This is a genomic window from Caldivirga sp. (genome assembly GCF_023256255.1).
Lineage (GTDB): Archaea > Thermoproteota > Thermoprotei > Thermoproteales > Thermocladiaceae > Caldivirga.
Map to the genome: position 1 here is coordinate 1 of NZ_JAGDXD010000015.1, position 17300 is coordinate 17300.

The following is a 17300-nucleotide window of genomic DNA, read 5'->3' on the forward strand; positions in this document are numbered from 1 at the left end:
CCGTGTTGAAGTCTGAAACCTTCGGTATTGAGTCCCTTGTGAACAGTATGTTCTCAGGCTTCAAGTCACCGTGAACAATACCCTACTATGTATGAATCTTAAAGCCTCAGCAATACTTGACGCTAGTTTAATACATTCAGCTTCACTAATGCCTCTGTTCATTAAATCCCTTAATGTTAATTCACCATACTCATAGACGAGAACTGGGGGATCAATACCATAACCAATTAAACTAATAATATTTTTATGATTTAAGTTCAATAAGATGTTGAGTTCATTCTTAAAGGCATTAAGACCCCTGACGGCAGTAGGCTTAATGCCGCGTTCAACATAATCCCTGAGATTAATGGGAACCTTAAACACAAGCCTAGAGCCATTATAATCAATAACATAAGCGCAAGAAAAACCACCACAGGCAAGAAATCTTAAGCCTCTGTTCCTTAGTAATCTTGGCTAGGTCCAGTAGGCTGCAGTCAACCACGAAACCACAACAACGCAGGGGTATATACGCCTAACGTAACTATAGCCACGTCGAAATGTAACAAGTTGAAAGAAACATTCAATCCCAAGACCTTAATCTGGCGGGCCCGGTGGGATTTGAACCCACGACCTACGGCTTAGGAGGCCGCCGCTCTAATCCATGCTGAGCTACGGGCCCACTGAATCTAATCATCTGTGCAGGGGTTTATGAATATTTTCCTTCATAAGTGGCTTTTAAGCGCTCACCATGATTAACTGCGGCTTTACACTTAAGTGTAGGTAAACACCGCGAAAAGCCTGCCCCCAGGTTTATATGGTTTCTCACCAATGTCCGAGTACGTCTCGATGAGGCTCCATCCCGCTCTTAAGGCTAACTCTCTTAATTCACTCAGTGAATATATTCTTAGTAATAGTTGGGTATTGGTTATGAGTCTTAAGGTGTACTCATCCTTATCTCTAATGTAATAACTCCAGTCAACCTTAACACTACTCAATGCCTGATTTAGCTTAAACCTTTGTATGATTAAGTGATTCCCAATTTCATTAATAATGCTTTTTCCTGCATTATTAATGTAGTACTCCTTATCAACAGTATCTATTATTAGTAATGAACCTGGTTCTGAAACATCATGTACTTGTTTAAGTATTGAGATATCTGTTTCATAATCATAGTAGCCTATTACTGTTGTGAACATAAATAAGGTAACATTAAATGGAGCGTAATTCTTAACAACACTGCTTAACTCCCTAGCGTCTCCCAGTAGGAAAACCACGTTATCATTAATCCCCTCCCTGGCGGCCCTCTTAATGGCCTCATTAATGAAATCCAGCGATATGTCTAGGCCTATTACTTTGAAGCCTAACTTAGCTAAAGGTATAGCCACCCTACCTATCCCACTTCCAACATCCAGTATCCTGCAGTTCCTTAACCCCCTCCTACTTAAGTAATCGGCAAGTTTAACTGCCGTTTCCTCGCCCTCCTTTAGCATTGCCTCACTGCTTAATACCTTTACGTAAAGTTCAGCATTCCTTATGAAAAAGTCATTAACCCACTCCACCGGTTTAAGCTTGTTTAAGTTTAATTAATTTATTCCCTATTAACAGGGTTTCGGCTAGAGGAAGCCTTTAGATTTCAGAAACGCGTACTCAGCCGTGCATTATAAATCACTTTTAATAAGACCTTTCAGTGTGTAGTACATTTATTACATGGACGTAAGGTTATAATATACGACGAGAATAATGAAATATGCCAATAATTAGTATAAGATAAGAGTAGATGATGAGTTGAAGAAAAAGATGGACGAGCTCAGCTACATTAACTGGAGTGAGGTAATAAGGAGGAAAATTGAAGAGGTCATTGAAGAGGAAGAGAAAGAAAGAGAAGGATTATAAGAGAATTGCCGAAGCCTCACTTAAGTCATGCGAATTCTCTCTGAATTACGGGGAAAGAAGCCTGAGGAAGTTATAAGGGAATGGCGTGATAAGAATTGGCAGTTATAGATGCCTCAGTAGTGATAAAGTGGTTCGCTAACGAGAATTACAGTAAAGAAGCACTTTTACTAAAGGAGGCTTACGTTAAGGGTTTAGAGGACTTATCGGCACCATGTATCCTCCCCTTCGAGGTATTAAACGGGTTAAAATATACTTATAATCTGGGAGAAAAGGAATTACAAGAGGTAGGTAAGATCCTATCCGATTTTCAAATAACCTTCTATCCCCTTGATGAGATATTAAACGATACAGTCTCCCTATCCCTCAAGTACGGAATAACTATTTATGATTCGGCAGTTAATATAACAGTGGATGCAATTCAGGTTACACTTATAAGCCATGTTTCAAGTTATTACGGGTCTGAAAACGACTAAAATTACTGGGCTTATCCTTACCGTAGTCACCTTTAATCCTAAAGGAAACCATTCCTTCTCCAGATGCCATAACACTTATCGGTATCACAGTCTCATCTTCTCTTCATATGTAAAATTAATGATAACTAGATTAACAGAGTTAGTTAAAAAGTCGGACTTTCAGTGGGGTTTCATGAATTTGTATTCAACCTCTTGTCCTCATTCCCCTTGTCCGGCTCCCCAACCTAGGCATGGGGAAGAAGGAGGAGTGATGAGGCCAAGTGACTAATAGCCACGAAAAACAACTATTAATCGCAATGAAGGCTGAACTCTAATCCCTTACCGCTTTACATTTGATTATACATGCCTATTGAAGGTGTTCAACATTGATAAACTTCCAGCTTAATAATGCATCTAAGTTGAAAATTGAGGAAGGATAATTGACCGTAAACGTGGTTAAATGACTAGCATACTAAAAATAGGTTCTATGCCTCATGGTGTAGGTGTCATATCTTAGTGTTCAGAAATGTTTTAAAGGGGTTTCCTATCAGTGGCCTGTGCCTAGGATTGTGAGAATTAGGATTTGGGGGACTAACACTGATTCGGTTGATGGGTTGGCTAGGGATATTACCGGTATAGCTAAGAAGCTTGGAATTAGGGTTAGGGGACCAATACCATTACCCACTAGGCGACTTATGGTAACTGTGAGGAGGGCTCCAAGTGGTCAAGGCTACCACACGTATGATCATTGGGAAATGAGGATACATAAGAGGGTTGTGGACATGGATGCTGATGAGAGGGCCCTTAGGCAATTAATGAGACTTAGAATACCTGAGGATGTTAAGGTTGAGATTGAGTTAATAGGTTAATTTTAAATTTAAATTAAGCACTCCAAATTAACCTAGGTCTCAATCTCCTTCTCAGTTGCCCTCCTCTTAACAGCCCTATCAAAAACAATCCAATTCCTATACCATTCCTCATTAGCCTTTCTTAGCTCTGTTAATATTGCCTTTGTTAAATCCTTAGCCGATACCTTATCACTATCAATGAACCTACACTCAATTCGTCTAGCAATTTCCCTAGCTTTATCCAAGGGAGCCCCAGTCTTAAGTATACTGACAACTATCTTCTCCACTACGAAGGGTTCCTCAGTTCCATCCCTTTTAACCACTGTATTTACCATAATTCCGATAAACGCTATAAGCAAATATAAATATTTCTACTACATTAATTCATAAAGTATAATAGATATGCTGCTTCACTTTTAGTATTATCAATTCAATATCATGGTCCCCGGGATTACAGTGAAGGTATTTACTAAGCTAATTTGTGAACGGAGGTAGTTCAGTAACTTGGTTCAGTAACGCTCATTAATTAGCCCAGAATGCCTTTGTTCTAACGTAATCTCTTTCAGCCTCAAGAATGTTTAGGAATAATTCATCATCATTACTAATGTTGCTCAGTATTCTCTTAACAGTGGTTGTACCAACACCATAGGCTGAGAGCGCTATTAAGCCTCTGTAACCGTGATCCATTATTATCCTAGCCCTCTCCCTAAGTTCATTAAGGTACTCCTCCTCATCAGTGCTAAGTTGTAGACCCCTCCTAGCCCTCATTACTAGCTTAATGGCCTTATCCACATCCTCATCTCTATGCTTAAGTATTGTTAAGGTCTTCATACCGCATTTCGGGCATTTAAGCTCCATTCTAATTACACTACTTACCTTACCTGTCACGTGCCATCCGCATCGTAGGCATAGGAGCGTCACCTCCTTATTCATTATCCTCTTCTTAATAGAATCAACGATTATGTTCCTAGGAACCTCATCAGTGGTTATTGACCTAGTACCTAAGCCACCCATTACCATTAACGCTAGTTTAGATGGTTTCCTAGCCAGAAAGTTTAACTTAATCACCCCCTCCTTAACACCATTAATGAAGTGTTTGAGCGCGTTTAAGTCAAGCTTATCCACTTCAATCTCATTAATAACCTCATTATCCAGCAGTGATCCATTATAAACCCTAGTTAACCTATCAACATTAACGTCAATAGTACCCTTAGGTAATACCCCCATTCTTCTGGCTACATGAATGAACCTGTACCTATACAGGTTACTATTCTTAATAACATTCCTCAAAGTCTCCTCAACATTCTTAACATCCTCCTGAAGCGCACTCCTTATGACCTCAGGGTTAATTGGCCTGGGGGTTTTCATAATAACCCTATAGGGATCCCTAACGTAGGAGATTGAGAGGGCAAGCCTACCCGTTAGGTAGCCTGTTAAGTATAGGCCAAGGGCCTCATTACCCTTAGTGCCTAGGCAGGAGTGAATAACTATTAGGTTGCTTGAGTACTCTATTAATACTTCATTAGTGTCAGGGTATTTACCCCTTAGGTCATTTGACAGTTCCTTAACATCATTAAGGAGTTCATTGGTATCCATTAACTTAATTCTATTAATGTTAACTAAGGTACCATTAGATAATAGCCTTCTTCTCAATTTACAAACCTCCTGAGCCACTTCATAGGAGACTGGTATTTCATCACCAATCCACTCAGGTAACTCACCTTCGCCGCTCCTTAATTCATCCAATGTAACGATTCCCTCATCCTTATCAATAGCTATAACCCTCCATAATCTACCAGCTAGGACTATTACCTTATTCTGCTCTAGGGTTAAGGCGAAGTCCTCATCAAGTTCACCTATTGTTGACTTATCCATGTAGTTGATTGCCTTAAATCTCCTCTCATCAGGTATCATTGACACGTTTTGAAGATAATAAACCCTTAACCCCCTCCTATTCTTTAAGACACCATCGTAACTACCTATTAGTCTTAATTCCCTTGAGGAGAATTCAATGAGTTTCATTAAGTCACTTAGCGATAGTGAGGAGTAGGGATGCGCCCTCTTAATGATCCTGTAGGCATCATTAATTGTGACTGATCCCCCATGGTCAAGTATTATACCAGCGAGTTGATGAAGTAGAACATCCATAGCCCCTGCATGGTATGGGTAATCACCCTCCAATTCACCTTCAATAGCCCTCCTGGCTAATACCAGGGATTCGATGTAGTCATCAGGTGTTACAGTGAACACATGCCCCTTAGCAACCCCACCAACCTCATGACCACTCCTCCCAACCCTCTGAATTAACCTATCACTCTGCTTAGGACTCATGTACTGTACTACGGCTTCAATGCTACCAATGTCTATGCCTAACTCAAGGCTTGATGTTGATACAACCACCTTAATTCCCCCACTCCTAAGCCCCTCCTCTACCGCCTCCCTCCTTTCCCTACTTAAGGAGCCGTGGTAAACCTCCACGCCATTAATAATCTTCTTTAATTCAGTACCCAGGAGTTCAGCCATATCCCTAGTATTAGTGAAGAGGAGTACTGAGCCCTTATACCTATTAACTACTTCACTAATTCTTCTGGCTGCCTCCTCAACATCCCCATCAGGCCTTAGATAATGTATTGTTAACTCCATGGTTCTTGAAACATCATTAACATTAACAATCCTCACCCTCCTCCCAACTCCACCCACCAATGATGATGCCAACTCCAAGTCACCTATAGTTGCTGAGAGTGCAATCCTCTGAAACTCACCAGCCAACTCCACTAGCCTCTCAAGGCCAACTGACAATTGAATCCCCCTCTTACTGCCGAGGAGTTCATGAACCTCATCTATTATGACCCAGCCAACACCCCTAAGCCAATTCCTCATTACTGGTGAAACTAATAGTATTTGGAGGGTTTCAGGTGTTGTTATTAGTATTTGAGGTGGACTCCTCCTCTGCCTATTCCTCTCACTACTCGTTGTGTCCCCGTGCCTCACAGCTATGGTTAAGCCAAGTAACCCACTCAGTTTACGTATTCTCTGCTCCAAGTCCCTATTAAGTGACTTAGCTGGCGTAATGTAGAGGACCCTTACTCCCTCCCTCACCCCTGAGTTAAGCAGCATTGAGAGCACAGGCAGTAACGCTGCCTCAGTCTTCCCTGTACCAGTGGGTGATGATATTAACGTGTGTTCACCGGTTAAAACTATGGGTATGGCTAACTCCTGAACCTTAGTGGGCTTCACATAACCTAATTCCTTAACAGCCTCCTTAACCTTAGGATGCAGTAATTCGAATGAATTAAGCACCATGAGGTTAACCCAATATCCCTTAAAAAACCTACTCAGTTTAGGCAAATATGAAGATTGAGTTTAAGAGTGAGGAGTGGGGTAGGATCATAATTGTTAATGGGATTGAGGTTGGTAGAATTGTAGATAATGTTATTTCCCTAGACATATATTCCCCTCAATTCACCGAATCAGGGAACAGAATTGACTTAGGTTGGGCTGGCTCCCTAATGTACAGTAGGGTTAACATGGGTAATCACGTGGTTGAATTAATTGGCCATGAACATGATGGTTTAAGGGAATTAATAAGTGTAAGAGTAATATTAAATGGGGAGGTTAATGATGACGAATTATCATTAATTATCTTGAATATGATGAGGCAATACATGGATAAGGAATTACTAGGTATGATTGAGCGGCATTCATGATTGATTTCAGTAATGGGAATGATATCTCCTAATTATTTCACTTAATTTAATGCAGCCTCATTAAGATTTATATACAGTAATGTGTTCCACTGATGATGCTTTGGCTAGTATTCACCACGGGCGCATGCAACTTAAGGTGCAGCTACTGCGGTGGCTCCTTTAACCCAAAGGTAGTGCCCTGGAGGATCAATTATAATCCAGTTAAGCTGAAGGAGTTGATTGAGAAGGATAATAACGCCACTGTAATATTCTATGGTGGGGAACCACTACTTAATCCACGCTTCATAATGTGGATGATGGATAACGTTAAGGCTAATAGGTGGGGGATTCAAACCAATGGAACATTAACTGAATTACTGCCCAGTGAGTACTGGAGAAGGATGAGTGTCGTGCTTCTATCAATAGATGGTAGAAGGGAGGTTACTGACGCTCACAGGGGCTTCGGCGTGTATAATCGTGTTGTTAAGGCCTTAATGAGGCTTAAGTCAATGGGCGTTAATAGGTTAATAGCTAGAATGGCGGTAACGCGATTAACGGACATATACATTGATGTAACGCATTTACTTAATGTTGGCTTCAACTTGGTTCACTGGCAACTGGACGTTATATGGGATGGTAAGTGGGATGTATTAACGTGGGCTAAGTCAAGTTACCTACCTGGGGTGAGGAGGCTTGTTGAATTATTTCTAAGTAACCTAAGGGAAGGCAGGGTCATCGGTATAGTACCCATACTTGGGGTTTTATCAGCATACCTACATAAACCATACAGGGGACCACCCTGTGGTGCAGGGTATAGTTCAATTGCTGTTTCGACTGATGGTAGGGTTTTATCATGCCCAATTGCTGTTCATGAGGATTGGGCAGTGTTAGGTAATGTTAACACGGGCTTTAATTTAATTGGCATTGAGTCTCAGTTACCTGAAATGTGTAAGACATGTGAGTATAGGCAATACTGCGGTGGTAGATGCCTATACGCCATTAAGGAGGGTGAGAGGTACTGGGGTTTAGATGGCGTATTGACTGTTGATTACGTCACTAAGGAGACCATAAGAACCATACTTGAGATTGGGCCTGAGGTTAAGGAACTAGTAAATAGGGGTGTGGTTAAATTAAGTGACCTATACTATGACCCAATCCTGGACTCCACCGAAGTCATACCGTAGGCATTAAGGAATAACACTTAATAGTGTGGGTGGATTTAATTAAGGCATGTTGAATCAATTAAAGGGTAGGAGTCTACTCAGTTGGCTTGACTACACACCACAGGAGGTGTTAATGTTACTTAACCTGTCTAAAAGCATGAAGGAGAGGTATTACTTGGGTGAAAGGTACATTGGTGTTCACCATGGTAAGACACTTCTCATGATATTTGAGAAGCCTAGTACAAGGACAAGGATTAGTTTCGAAACAGCCGCGTGGCAACTCGGCATGAAGACTATTTACAGTAATCCCCAGGAGCTTCAATTAGGTAGGGGAGAGACTGTTGAGGATACCGCTAGGGTGGTTTCAAGGATTGTTGATGGTATAGCAGCCAGAGTCTTCAGCCACTCAACATTAATTAAATTTACCCAGTACTCTCAAGTACCTGTTGTGAATGCCTTAAGTGATGAATGCCACCCAACCCAAGTATTGGCTGATGCGTTAACTTTATGGGAAGTTAAAGGTAAGGTTAATGGAATTAAATTAGCTTTCGTAGGTGATGGGGATAATAACATGGCCCATAGCTTAATTGCAATAGGGGCTAGGTTGGGATGGGATATTAGGATAGTGTCGCCTAAGAGGTATTGGCCAAGTAGAAGGTATGTTGAGGATGCTGAGGATTTAAGTAAGAGAACCGGTACAGTACTTACTGTGACGGAATCCATTGAGGAGGGGGTTAAGGGTGTTGATGCAGTTTACACTGACGTATGGGTATCAATGGGTATGGAAAAGGAGACTGAGGAGAGAATGAAACTGTTTAAACCATACCAGGTTAACCAAGGTTTAATGAGTATTGCAGGGGAGAAAGCCGTATTCATGCATTGTTTACCAGCTCATAGGGGTCTTGAGGTTACTGATGATGTAATTGACTCGCCTAAGAGTGTCGTGTGGCAGCAGGCCGAGAATAGGCTTCACACAGCTAAGGCTATATTAGCTGCCTTGATTAGGTAAGGTAGGATGAGGTTATTTTAAAGGAAATGCCCTAACTTAAATTTAAAACATTAAATTAATTTATAGGCCTTAACCATGAACTGCCTAATCTTCGGCATTGCATTCTCCACATGCCAAACAGGATTCACGAAAACTATTAACCAACCCTTATCAGTCATGTTGAAGAAGGCGATTTTGAAGTTTGAGTATTTTATGAGAATGTAGTTAAAGGAGCCGAGGAGGTCATCGGAAAGCTTTCGAGATCTTTGAGCAACCTCTAGGAGGCTCATGACGTTTCTAAGGGATTTTAATGTTAATGTTGTTGGTAAATGATGTATTATTGGAATATTATTGGAATCTATTATGGCTGCTCCAACAATCATTTCTCCATCTATAAGCTCACTGAGCATAAGCTTCTTAAGCTCCATCTGCGGTGTAGTCTGCTCCGCAGATTTAGCATCTGGTGATACATATATTACAATACTTCACCACCTCTACTAAATATTTTACACACGCAGCTTAATAAACTTTTAGCTCAATGAACCGCCATGACGCCGCCCAACAATAATCCAGCGTATATTTAACGTGTAGTTCAATAAAATAACTAAAGAACATTTAATAAGCTTACGCTTAATAGCTGGTTAATGACTGAGGTTGTTTATGAGCAAAGCATTATAGGTAACGGTAACATGCTTGCTGTTATCGGTGGTAAAGGCGAGTTAAGGTACTTATTTTACCCAAGTAAGTCATTTCCACAGAACATTCACTCATCATTACCTGGAATATATAGGAGAGGTTACTTCAGTTGGTTGACGGATTGGGGTGATATTAGACAGAGATACGCTGCCCCAGGGGTTTTGGAGACCGTGTTCAGGAGTGGGGATGCTTCAGTTAAGGTTACTGACTTCGTGCTTCATAGTGAAAGTGTCCTTATCAGGAGGTTTGAATTCAGCATACCGGGTGAATTCAACTTCATATACTACACTTCCCCTCAATTATGGGAAACCCACACCGCTGATGCAGCATACTTTGATGAGAGGTATGGTGCAGTTGTTGACTATAAGAGGGGTCTTACCCTAGTTGTCTCAGGGGATAAGATACCTAATGGGTATCAGATTGGTCAATTAGGTTCAGGTTCAGATGCGTTCACTGATGCCTATGATGGTGAACTCAATATGAATAAGCTAAGCATATATGAGGGTTTTAGGGGAGTCAACTTCGCGTTAATGTGGAGGCTTAGGGATGAGGAAACATTAACAATGTACTTCGTCCTAGATAATAGTGAGGAAGCTGCATTAAGGGAGTTAGCTAAAGTTAAGGCCATGGATTGCTGCGTACTAGGCCATAGTGTCGCTGATCACTGGAATAATTGGGTTAGTAAGATTAGGCTGAGTGGTGTTGTTAATGAAGATATGGTAAAGCAGTCCGCATACGTAATTAAGATGCTTCAAGACTCAGGAGGAGCCTTCATAGCAGCACCAACCGTGTGGCCAGATTATAGGTATTGTTGGCCTAGGGATGCTGCTTACTCGGCAATGGCACTAGACGTACTTGGTTACCATGATGAGGCTGTTAAGTTCATTAATTGGGCTGTTAAGTCCCAGGGCGAGAATGGAGCCTTCTACCAGAGGTATTACGCTGAGCCAGGGCTTAAGGCCCCCTCATGGTCATTTCAAATAGATGAAACAGCTTCAGTAGTGCTTGCCACTTATGTTCACTTCAAGTTAACCCTAGATAGGCAGCTTCTCAAGAATGCTTGGATAATGATTAGGAAGGCTACGGAGTATTTAGCAGCTAATGTGAGTGATGATGGGTTAACAACCCCCACCGTTGGGCCTTGGGAGGAGCACTTAGGTGTTCATACATATACTAATGCATCAGTATACGCTGCGTTATCGGCAGCTTCTTATTTAGCCAGTGAAATGGGTGATAGGAATAGGGCAGTTGAGTGGGGTAGGTACGCTTCAGTTATTCGTTCAGCTACACTTAATCAAGCCTGGAATGGTAGATTCTTCGCTAAGATGATTAAGCCAAAGTTTAATATACCTGACTCAGCAACACTTGGGTTAATTTTTCCATTCAACATGATTAATGTTAATGATGATAGGATGAAGATGAATGTTGATACTATTGAGAAATCATTCAAGTATAAGGCTGGTGGCATAGGTAGAAACCCTGAAGATAAGTACTATGGTGGCAACCCATGGATAATAACAACCCTTTGGCTAGCCATATACCATAAGCTAGCTGGTAACGTTGATAAAGCCCATGAATTGATAAAGTGGGCTTCAACTCACAGTACTAGTACGGGTATGCTTCCGGAGCAGGTTGATAAGGATTCAGGGAGGCCTATCTCAGCGGTGCCTCTAGCCTGGTCACATGCAATGTACATAGTAGCCGAGGTGATCAACAATGATTTATTCAATAAAATCACTCCACCACCTATTAATAGTAAGTGATACTTCTCAGAGTGTTAGTGGTGTGTAAAGCTTATTAATAACCCAGGGCTTGATGCAGTTAATGCAGGAACTAGTAACCAAGAAGGCTACTGAGGAGCTTACTGTCAAGCCCCTTGTTAATCTAAGCCGTTTCAAGCTTCCTAAGGCGTTCACTAGGATTATTAATGACCAGAGCCTTCAGACAATGTATAAGAAGAGGTTTAACCTTCCTGAGCCATCTAGAGTAATTAAGTTATCAACCTCAGTATGCCCAGTCTGCAATAAGCAAATACCAATGGTCGTGTATGAGCATGATAATGTGATTTGGCTTAAGAAAAATTGTCCAGAGCATGGGCAATTCCTTGACATTTACTGGGGGGATGCTGAAATGTACTACTACTTCCTTCAGTGGGATGACCCAAATTACATTGGTAAGGGTTTAATTAACCCTAACACTGATATAACCTACTACGAGGAGGCTGGAGGTTGCCCCTTCGGCTGTGGCTTATGCCCAGTACATAAGACTAATACTGCATTGGCTATAATTGACGTGACTAACAGATGCAATATGAAGTGCCCAGTGTGCTTTGCTAACGCAGGGGTAGCTGGTTACGTATACGAGCCATCATTAGCCGATATAGAACGTATGATGAGGATACTGAGAAGTCAAGGACCATGGGCTCCTAATGCACTTCAATTAAGTGGTGGGGAACCAACTCTTAGAAATGACCTACCTGAGATAGTTAGGATGGCTAAGAAGCTTGGTTTCGATCATGTTGAGGTTAATACTAATGGTATTAGGATAGCTAATGATATTAACTTCTATAAGGCATTACTTGATGCAGGAATGTCCACCATATACCTTCAATTCGATACAATAGATCCTAGCAATAAGGGTGTGTGGAGGCATAGGCTTTATGACCCAAGGGCGTATGCTGAATTGAAGAAGAGGGTTATTGAGAACGCTAGGAAGCTTGGCCATAGATCAATAGTGTTGGTTGTGACGATGGCTAGGAATTATAATGAAAATGACATGGGTAAGATAATTGACTTCGCTGTGCGGAATAGGGATGTGGTTAGGTGGATTAACATACAGCCAGTGGCCTTCGCGGGTAGAGCTAAGGAGTATTCACCAGAGGAGCTTAGGCAATACAGGATAACAATACCTGATGTGATAATAAATACTGAGAAGCAGACTGGAGGTAAGATCAGTAGGTGGGATTGGAGGCCAGTTAATTGGCCAGTAGCCCTCGGTAAGTTAGTTGAGGTACTCACTGATTCGCCTAAGCCACTCTTCACCAATAATCCAGTCTGTGGGGCTTCAACATTCATATATTATGATGAGGATACTAAGGACATAATTCCAATAACAAGGCTTGTTGATGTAGATGGGTTTGAGGCTGAAATATGGAGGATATATAATGAAGTAAGCAAGGGTGGGGTTCATAAGGCCATTGGAAGCGTAAAGGTTCTTAAGTTACTTAAATATGTTAAGCATAAGGCGGTTAAGGACCTGCTTCAGGAGGTCCTACTTAAGAGGAGTTATGATGCCTTAGGTAAGTTCATGTTCAACGTAGTTGGAATAGGCATAATGCACTTCATGGATACAATGAATTTCGATGTTCAACGTGTACAAAGATGCGACATTCATTATGCAGTACCTGATGGGAGGATAATACCATTCTGCACCCTCAACAACTTCCATAGGGATAGGATTGAGAGGAACCTTAAGATGGATGCTAAGGATTGGTTAAAGCTGAATCCAGGTAAATTCGTAACAGGCTTCGCCTAATATCCAGCAATTGCCTCAGTTTATTAAAGGTAATTTTTTAATACCAGATGCATATTCTTAACTATGGATGCCAAAATAATGCTTATGATTGGTGCAGTGATTAATGTAATTGGGTATGCCGCATCAATGCTAGGTTACGTAATAATTGGCCCTGTAGTTTATGGATTAGGCATTATAATATTAGTGTTAAGTGCCTTTGCTTCACCTAAGGGTAAGAGTAGTGAAGGTAATACGACTTCAAGTGAGCCTGGGCCAAGTGATATTAAGAATAGGGGTATTAGGAAGCCGGGTGAGGACTATTGACCATTATTACCACTATAGTCAGCGGCTCCAAGGGAGGTACCGGTAAGACTACGATAGCCGTTAATACGGCTACACTAGCCGCATATAGGCTTAGGGGTTCTTCACCATACCCAGTCGTGCTTCTTGACTTGGGTGTTGACAATGGTTCAGCATCTAAGGTTCTACTAGGTTCATTAACCAAGGTTAATTACACTATCTCAGATTACTTAACAGGTAAGATAAATAGTCCACTTTACGCACTGTACCTTAAATCATGGGTGATCAATAATGATGAAATGAGGCTTGTCTTCTCAGTACCAGGCAGCATAGTGGAGGGTTTACCACTATTTAAACTAAGGTACATAGTAAGGGTTATTACGGAATACTTGAAACCAATAATGCTGGTTATTGATACACCCTCAGTTGGCTTCACAAGGCAATTCCTCGAGCCTGTAATAAGTGAATCAACACATGTTATACCAGTCACTACAGTTGACCATAGTTCCATCGAGTCCCTATCATCAATAGTGAGCTTCATTAAGGGTATTAAGAGTGACTTAACCATACTACCACCAGTACTAAACATGTTTGACTACAAGTACCCGGTGGATCCAACAACAGGTAAGGAATGGGTTAAGGTAGTTGAGGAGATTATTGGTATAAAGCCATACACCATCGCCTACGATAGATTACTTTACATCACTAGGCAAGCCATGGATGTTGAGGTTCTTAAATTATCGCCGAGTGAATCACCAGCATTAAGGGATATAATCAAATACTTTAATGATGTTGTGTGGCCGCTTACTGCTAATCGTTAAAGTAATTTAAACTCAACTTAACACGGTTAGTAATGATTATAATGTTGCTGATAGCCGCATTAATGCAGCCCCAGTTAATTAACGTGATCCCAGTATCATTCAATATGACTATTGGTTCAGGAACACCAATGTATGGTTTAGTAATTAACCCTAACTCATCATACGTAACGTACGTTAATGGGCCAGGGTTACTTTACGTAATTGCTAATGCATCATTAACAATAGTGGCTCAAGGCGTGAAACAAGAGAGTAACGGCAGTGCCTTACTATTTATTAAGCAGGGTGAGTCACGTATATCGTTTATCAATGAGAATAATTACACGGTTTACGTATTCTACATGTTTCAGCATAACAGTTCAGGTGGGGTATTCTACTCCTATAATCCAATCGGGGTTGCTGACTATGGCGTAGCGTTGTATTATGATGAACCATTGCTGGCTTACTCATATGAAACAAGCGAAGTAGTGGGCGTGGCCTCCATTAGGAGTCTTAGTGCAGTCGATGTTAAGAGTGGATGCGGAGTTAAGGCTAGTGATGGGTATATTGATATTCAATTAAATTCAATAGTTAAGGCTGGTTATGGATACTATATAGTTCAGGACGTTGTAGTATTTAATGGAACAGCAGCATCAATTATTGATAATGTGTGGAACATAACGTTACCCAATGCTACCCTAAGTAATTTAGTGGGTTTAGGATCAATTAGTAGCTTTAACGGTGAACAATACTACGCATACAATAAGGATATAGGTGAATTAAAACCACCCTTTAACTTAACGCTAGCCATAATGGTTAATGGGGATGATTCAGCACACTTAAGTTTCGGTTATGGTATTCAGGGATCATTAAAGTGGTTTGATAATGTTACGATTATTAATGCAGGTAAGCCAAGCATTATAGTTAATGGTTCAAGCTATGTCAAATACGGAGTACCCATTGACACTGAATTAGTAATAACTGGGCCAGTGTGTGGAATAGGTGCTGTGGTTAAAAGCATTAATGCAACCTTTACACTACTTCACAAGGTTAATGAATCATACTACCCAGCACCTTACACTTGGGGTATTGGTACACTGACAGGTGAAGCAGTGGCTAATGCATCATCGTCAGTAGGTAAGAGTATTAATATTAAGATTACCAGTAACACCTACGAGTACCCTGGACCATTATACCACTATGTGCCTGTCATCATAACGACTATTAATGGTTCAGAATCAATGATGGTTCCTAATGGATATGTACTTAACTTAACCTTAAGTGGATTATTTGCTAATGGTTCATCAATAATTAAGCCTATTGGGTTCATAATTAATGAAACTCAGGTTATTAAATCAAGCAATATAAGCGTTATTATTAATGGACCAACTGAGGTAAGTACTATGTATAGTCAATTATTTAAAGTGACTTTAATTGGATTAAAGGGTAATGAAACACCATTAGTGTACTGGTATCCTAAAGGATACGTACTTAGGCTTAAGGAGCCAAGGTACATGGGGTTAATGATGCTTAGAGGCTACTTACTTAATAATAATACGCTAGTTAAGTACCCTGAGGCTACATTAGTCATCAATGGTTCATTAACGATTAAGGTTTTGTGGAGTAATGAGGTAAGCATGGGAGCCTTAATGGTAATGTACATAGTATTACCTTTATTATCATTATTAGTGACAATGATATTGTTTACGCTTACTTTAAGTGATGCGAATTGGTCATAATTATGTTAACTATAATGCTATGTTAAATTTTAAATTACTGTACACCTATGGGATATTGATGATTATTAGGAATGTTAGGGAGGAAGAGTGGGATGACTTCATGAAGCTACTTGAAAGAAGTTATGGCTTCTCAAGCGGTTTCTTTCCAAGGTACTATCCTTATATTTATGGTGCTGAGTGTAGGGATTTATCATCATTCTATGTCGTTGAAGATAATGGTAAGTTGGTTTCGCATGTTGGCTTATTTAAAATGAAGGCCATCAGCTTCGGCCACAGTATCATAATGGGTGGTATTGGAGGTGTTGCAACACTACCTGAAGAGAGAGGGAAGGGATACATGACAGTCCTACTTAACCACGTGATTAACGTGATGAAGAGGGATGGGATACCATTATCAGTACTATGGGGTGATAGGCAAAGGTATGGTGCCTTTGGATGGGAAGTTGCCGGTCAAAAACAGGCTTTATACATTACATCACGTTCATTATCTAGGTCAGGAATTAGGCCTATTGAGCTTAACAGTGTTGAGTGGGATTATGCAGTACCATTAATGAGCAAACACTATGAATCAGTGCCAGTAAGAGTTGAGAGGAGGTGGGAGTGTTATAAGGATTATAGAAGCCTGGACCCCGCATCACTGGGTGATCCACCATTAAAGGTTTGGGTTAGTGAGCATGGTTATGTAATTAGCCAAGGTAGTGGTACCGTAAGGGGAGTATTAAGTAAACCAAACATAGTTGAGGTAGCTTCCTTAAGTAACCATGAGGCAGAGTTAGTGGGTGGATTCATGAAGTCTGCATCAGTTAATGAGGCTGTGGTTCATGTTAATGCATTTGATGAAGCTAGGCTTGGGAGGTTACTTAAGATCGTATCATACTACGTAACGCTCCCTGAGGGGGTATTTAGGATAAATAATGTCTATGCACTGCTTAAGAGCTTCGAGCCTTTGTTGAGTAATAGGGCTCAGGAGCTTGGGTTAAAGGACTATGAAGTCACCTTAGGACTTATATTCAATAATGAAGTGGATAAGGCCACGGTATTTATAAGGGGTGGTTCAGTTTACATTAGTTCAAGCGAGGAGAGTAGGAACTATGTTGAATTAGGTGAAAGGGATGGAGTTAGGTTAATTTTAGGTGGACCAATGAGTTACGTGGCTAAGGGGCTTAAGCCACTGGCTGCACTATTACCAATCCCTATTCACGTACCATTTCTTAACTACGTTTAATCCCACACTATATAGGTTATT

16 protein-coding genes, 1 tRNA gene and 1 pseudogene are annotated in these 17300 nt (G+C 40.8%); 12 read left to right on the forward strand and 6 right to left on the reverse strand.

The window, feature by feature from the left end:
* Nucleotides 1-60: 60 nt before the first annotated feature.
* From Q0C29_RS02375 to Q0C29_RS02385, 3 genes are all read right to left on the reverse strand, one after another.
* Nucleotides 61-363: a protein kinase gene (locus tag Q0C29_RS02375; protein ID WP_291999061.1), complete on the reverse strand. Its 303-nt coding sequence runs from the start codon at nt 361-363 to the stop codon at nt 61-63.
* A gap of 216 nt (nt 364-579) precedes the next feature.
* Nucleotides 580-658, reverse strand: a tRNA-Arg gene (locus Q0C29_RS02380).
* A 91-nt stretch (nt 659-749) separates the two neighbouring features.
* Complete coding sequence (locus Q0C29_RS02385; protein ID WP_291999062.1) at nt 750-1538, reverse strand: bifunctional 2-polyprenyl-6-hydroxyphenol methylase/3-demethylubiquinol 3-O-methyltransferase UbiG; 789 nt, start codon at nt 1536-1538, stop codon at nt 750-752.
* A 188-nt stretch (nt 1539-1726) separates the two neighbouring features.
* On the opposite strand from Q0C29_RS02385, the pseudogene Q0C29_RS10820 reads away from it, so the two are divergent.
* From Q0C29_RS10820 to rpsJ, 3 genes and pseudogenes are all read left to right on the forward strand, one after another.
* Nucleotides 1727-1980: pseudogene (locus Q0C29_RS10820) on the forward strand (VapB-type antitoxin).
* Nucleotides 1968-2345 (forward strand): type II toxin-antitoxin system VapC family toxin, encoded by a 378-nt coding sequence (locus Q0C29_RS02390; RefSeq protein ID WP_291999063.1) that lies wholly within the window; start codon nt 1968-1970, stop codon nt 2343-2345. The pseudogene Q0C29_RS10820 and the gene Q0C29_RS02390 overlap by 13 nt, the downstream one beginning before the upstream one ends.
* A 536-nt stretch (nt 2346-2881) precedes the next feature.
* Nucleotides 2882-3193, forward strand: coding sequence for a 30S ribosomal protein S10 (gene rpsJ / locus Q0C29_RS02395; protein ID WP_291999064.1), 312 nt, complete (start codon nt 2882-2884; stop codon nt 3191-3193).
* A gap of 32 nt (nt 3194-3225) precedes the next feature.
* Here rpsJ and Q0C29_RS02400 read toward each other — a convergent pair whose 3' ends face one another.
* Together Q0C29_RS02400 and Q0C29_RS02405 are read right to left on the reverse strand one after the other, a co-directional pair.
* Nucleotides 3226-3507: an ATP cone domain-containing protein gene (locus tag Q0C29_RS02400; RefSeq protein ID WP_291999065.1), complete on the reverse strand. Its 282-nt coding sequence runs from the start codon at nt 3505-3507 to the stop codon at nt 3226-3228.
* Between the two features lie 187 nt (nt 3508-3694).
* The gene (locus Q0C29_RS02405; RefSeq protein WP_291999066.1) at nt 3695-6475 is read right to left on the reverse strand and encodes a DEAD/DEAH box helicase; all 2781 of its coding nucleotides are present in this window, start codon (nt 6473-6475) and stop codon (nt 3695-3697) included.
* 47 nt (nt 6476-6522) lie between these two features.
* Between Q0C29_RS02405 and Q0C29_RS02410 the strand changes: the two genes are divergently transcribed.
* The 3 genes from Q0C29_RS02410 to argF all read left to right on the forward strand — a co-directional run bounded on the left by Q0C29_RS02410 (nt 6523) and on the right by argF (nt 9030).
* Entirely contained in the window at nt 6523-6879 is a 357-nt protein-coding gene (locus tag Q0C29_RS02410; protein WP_291999067.1) for a hypothetical protein, read from the forward strand.
* A 95-nt stretch (nt 6880-6974) separates the two neighbouring features.
* The gene (locus Q0C29_RS02415) at nt 6975-8042 is read left to right on the forward strand and encodes a radical SAM/SPASM domain-containing protein (protein WP_291999068.1); all 1068 of its coding nucleotides are present in this window, start codon (nt 6975-6977) and stop codon (nt 8040-8042) included.
* Nucleotides 8043-8088: 46 nt separating this feature from the next.
* Nucleotides 8089-9030, forward strand: coding sequence for an ornithine carbamoyltransferase (argF, locus tag Q0C29_RS02420; RefSeq protein WP_291999069.1), 942 nt, complete (start codon nt 8089-8091; stop codon nt 9028-9030).
* Between the two features lie 50 nt (nt 9031-9080).
* Here the strand turns inward: argF and Q0C29_RS02425 are convergent, their stop codons facing one another.
* A complete protein-coding gene (locus Q0C29_RS02425; RefSeq protein WP_291999070.1) occupies nt 9081-9437 on the reverse strand; it encodes a hypothetical protein in 357 nt (118 codons plus the stop codon).
* 216 nt (nt 9438-9653) lie between these two features.
* Here Q0C29_RS02425 and Q0C29_RS02430 point away from each other — a divergent pair, with 216 nt between their 5' ends.
* From Q0C29_RS02430 to Q0C29_RS02455, 6 genes are all read left to right on the forward strand, one after another.
* Complete coding sequence (locus Q0C29_RS02430; RefSeq protein ID WP_291999071.1) at nt 9654-11468, forward strand: glycoside hydrolase family 15 protein; 1815 nt, start codon at nt 9654-9656, stop codon at nt 11466-11468.
* A 61-nt stretch (nt 11469-11529) separates the two neighbouring features.
* Nucleotides 11530-13239 carry a tetraether lipid synthase Tes gene (tes, locus tag Q0C29_RS02435; protein ID WP_291999072.1) on the forward strand — a complete coding sequence of 570 codons (1710 nt, stop codon included), beginning with the start codon at nt 11530-11532 and terminating at the stop codon, nt 13237-13239.
* Nucleotides 13240-13302: 63 nt separating this feature from the next.
* Nucleotides 13303-13542 carry a hypothetical protein gene (locus Q0C29_RS02440; protein WP_291999073.1) on the forward strand — a complete coding sequence of 80 codons (240 nt, stop codon included), beginning with the start codon at nt 13303-13305 and terminating at the stop codon, nt 13540-13542.
* Nucleotides 13539-14339, forward strand: a complete 801-nt coding sequence (locus Q0C29_RS02445) for a hypothetical protein (RefSeq protein WP_291999074.1) — start codon at nt 13539-13541, stop codon at nt 14337-14339. Before Q0C29_RS02440 ends, Q0C29_RS02445 begins: the two co-directional genes overlap by 4 nt.
* Before the next feature lie 32 nt (nt 14340-14371).
* A complete protein-coding gene (locus tag Q0C29_RS02450; RefSeq protein ID WP_291999075.1) occupies nt 14372-16054 on the forward strand; it encodes a thermopsin family protease in 1683 nt (560 codons plus the stop codon).
* A 58-nt stretch (nt 16055-16112) separates the two neighbouring features.
* The gene (locus Q0C29_RS02455; RefSeq protein WP_291999076.1) at nt 16113-17279 is read left to right on the forward strand and encodes a GNAT family N-acetyltransferase; all 1167 of its coding nucleotides are present in this window, start codon (nt 16113-16115) and stop codon (nt 17277-17279) included.
* Nucleotides 17280-17300 lie beyond the last annotated feature (21 nt).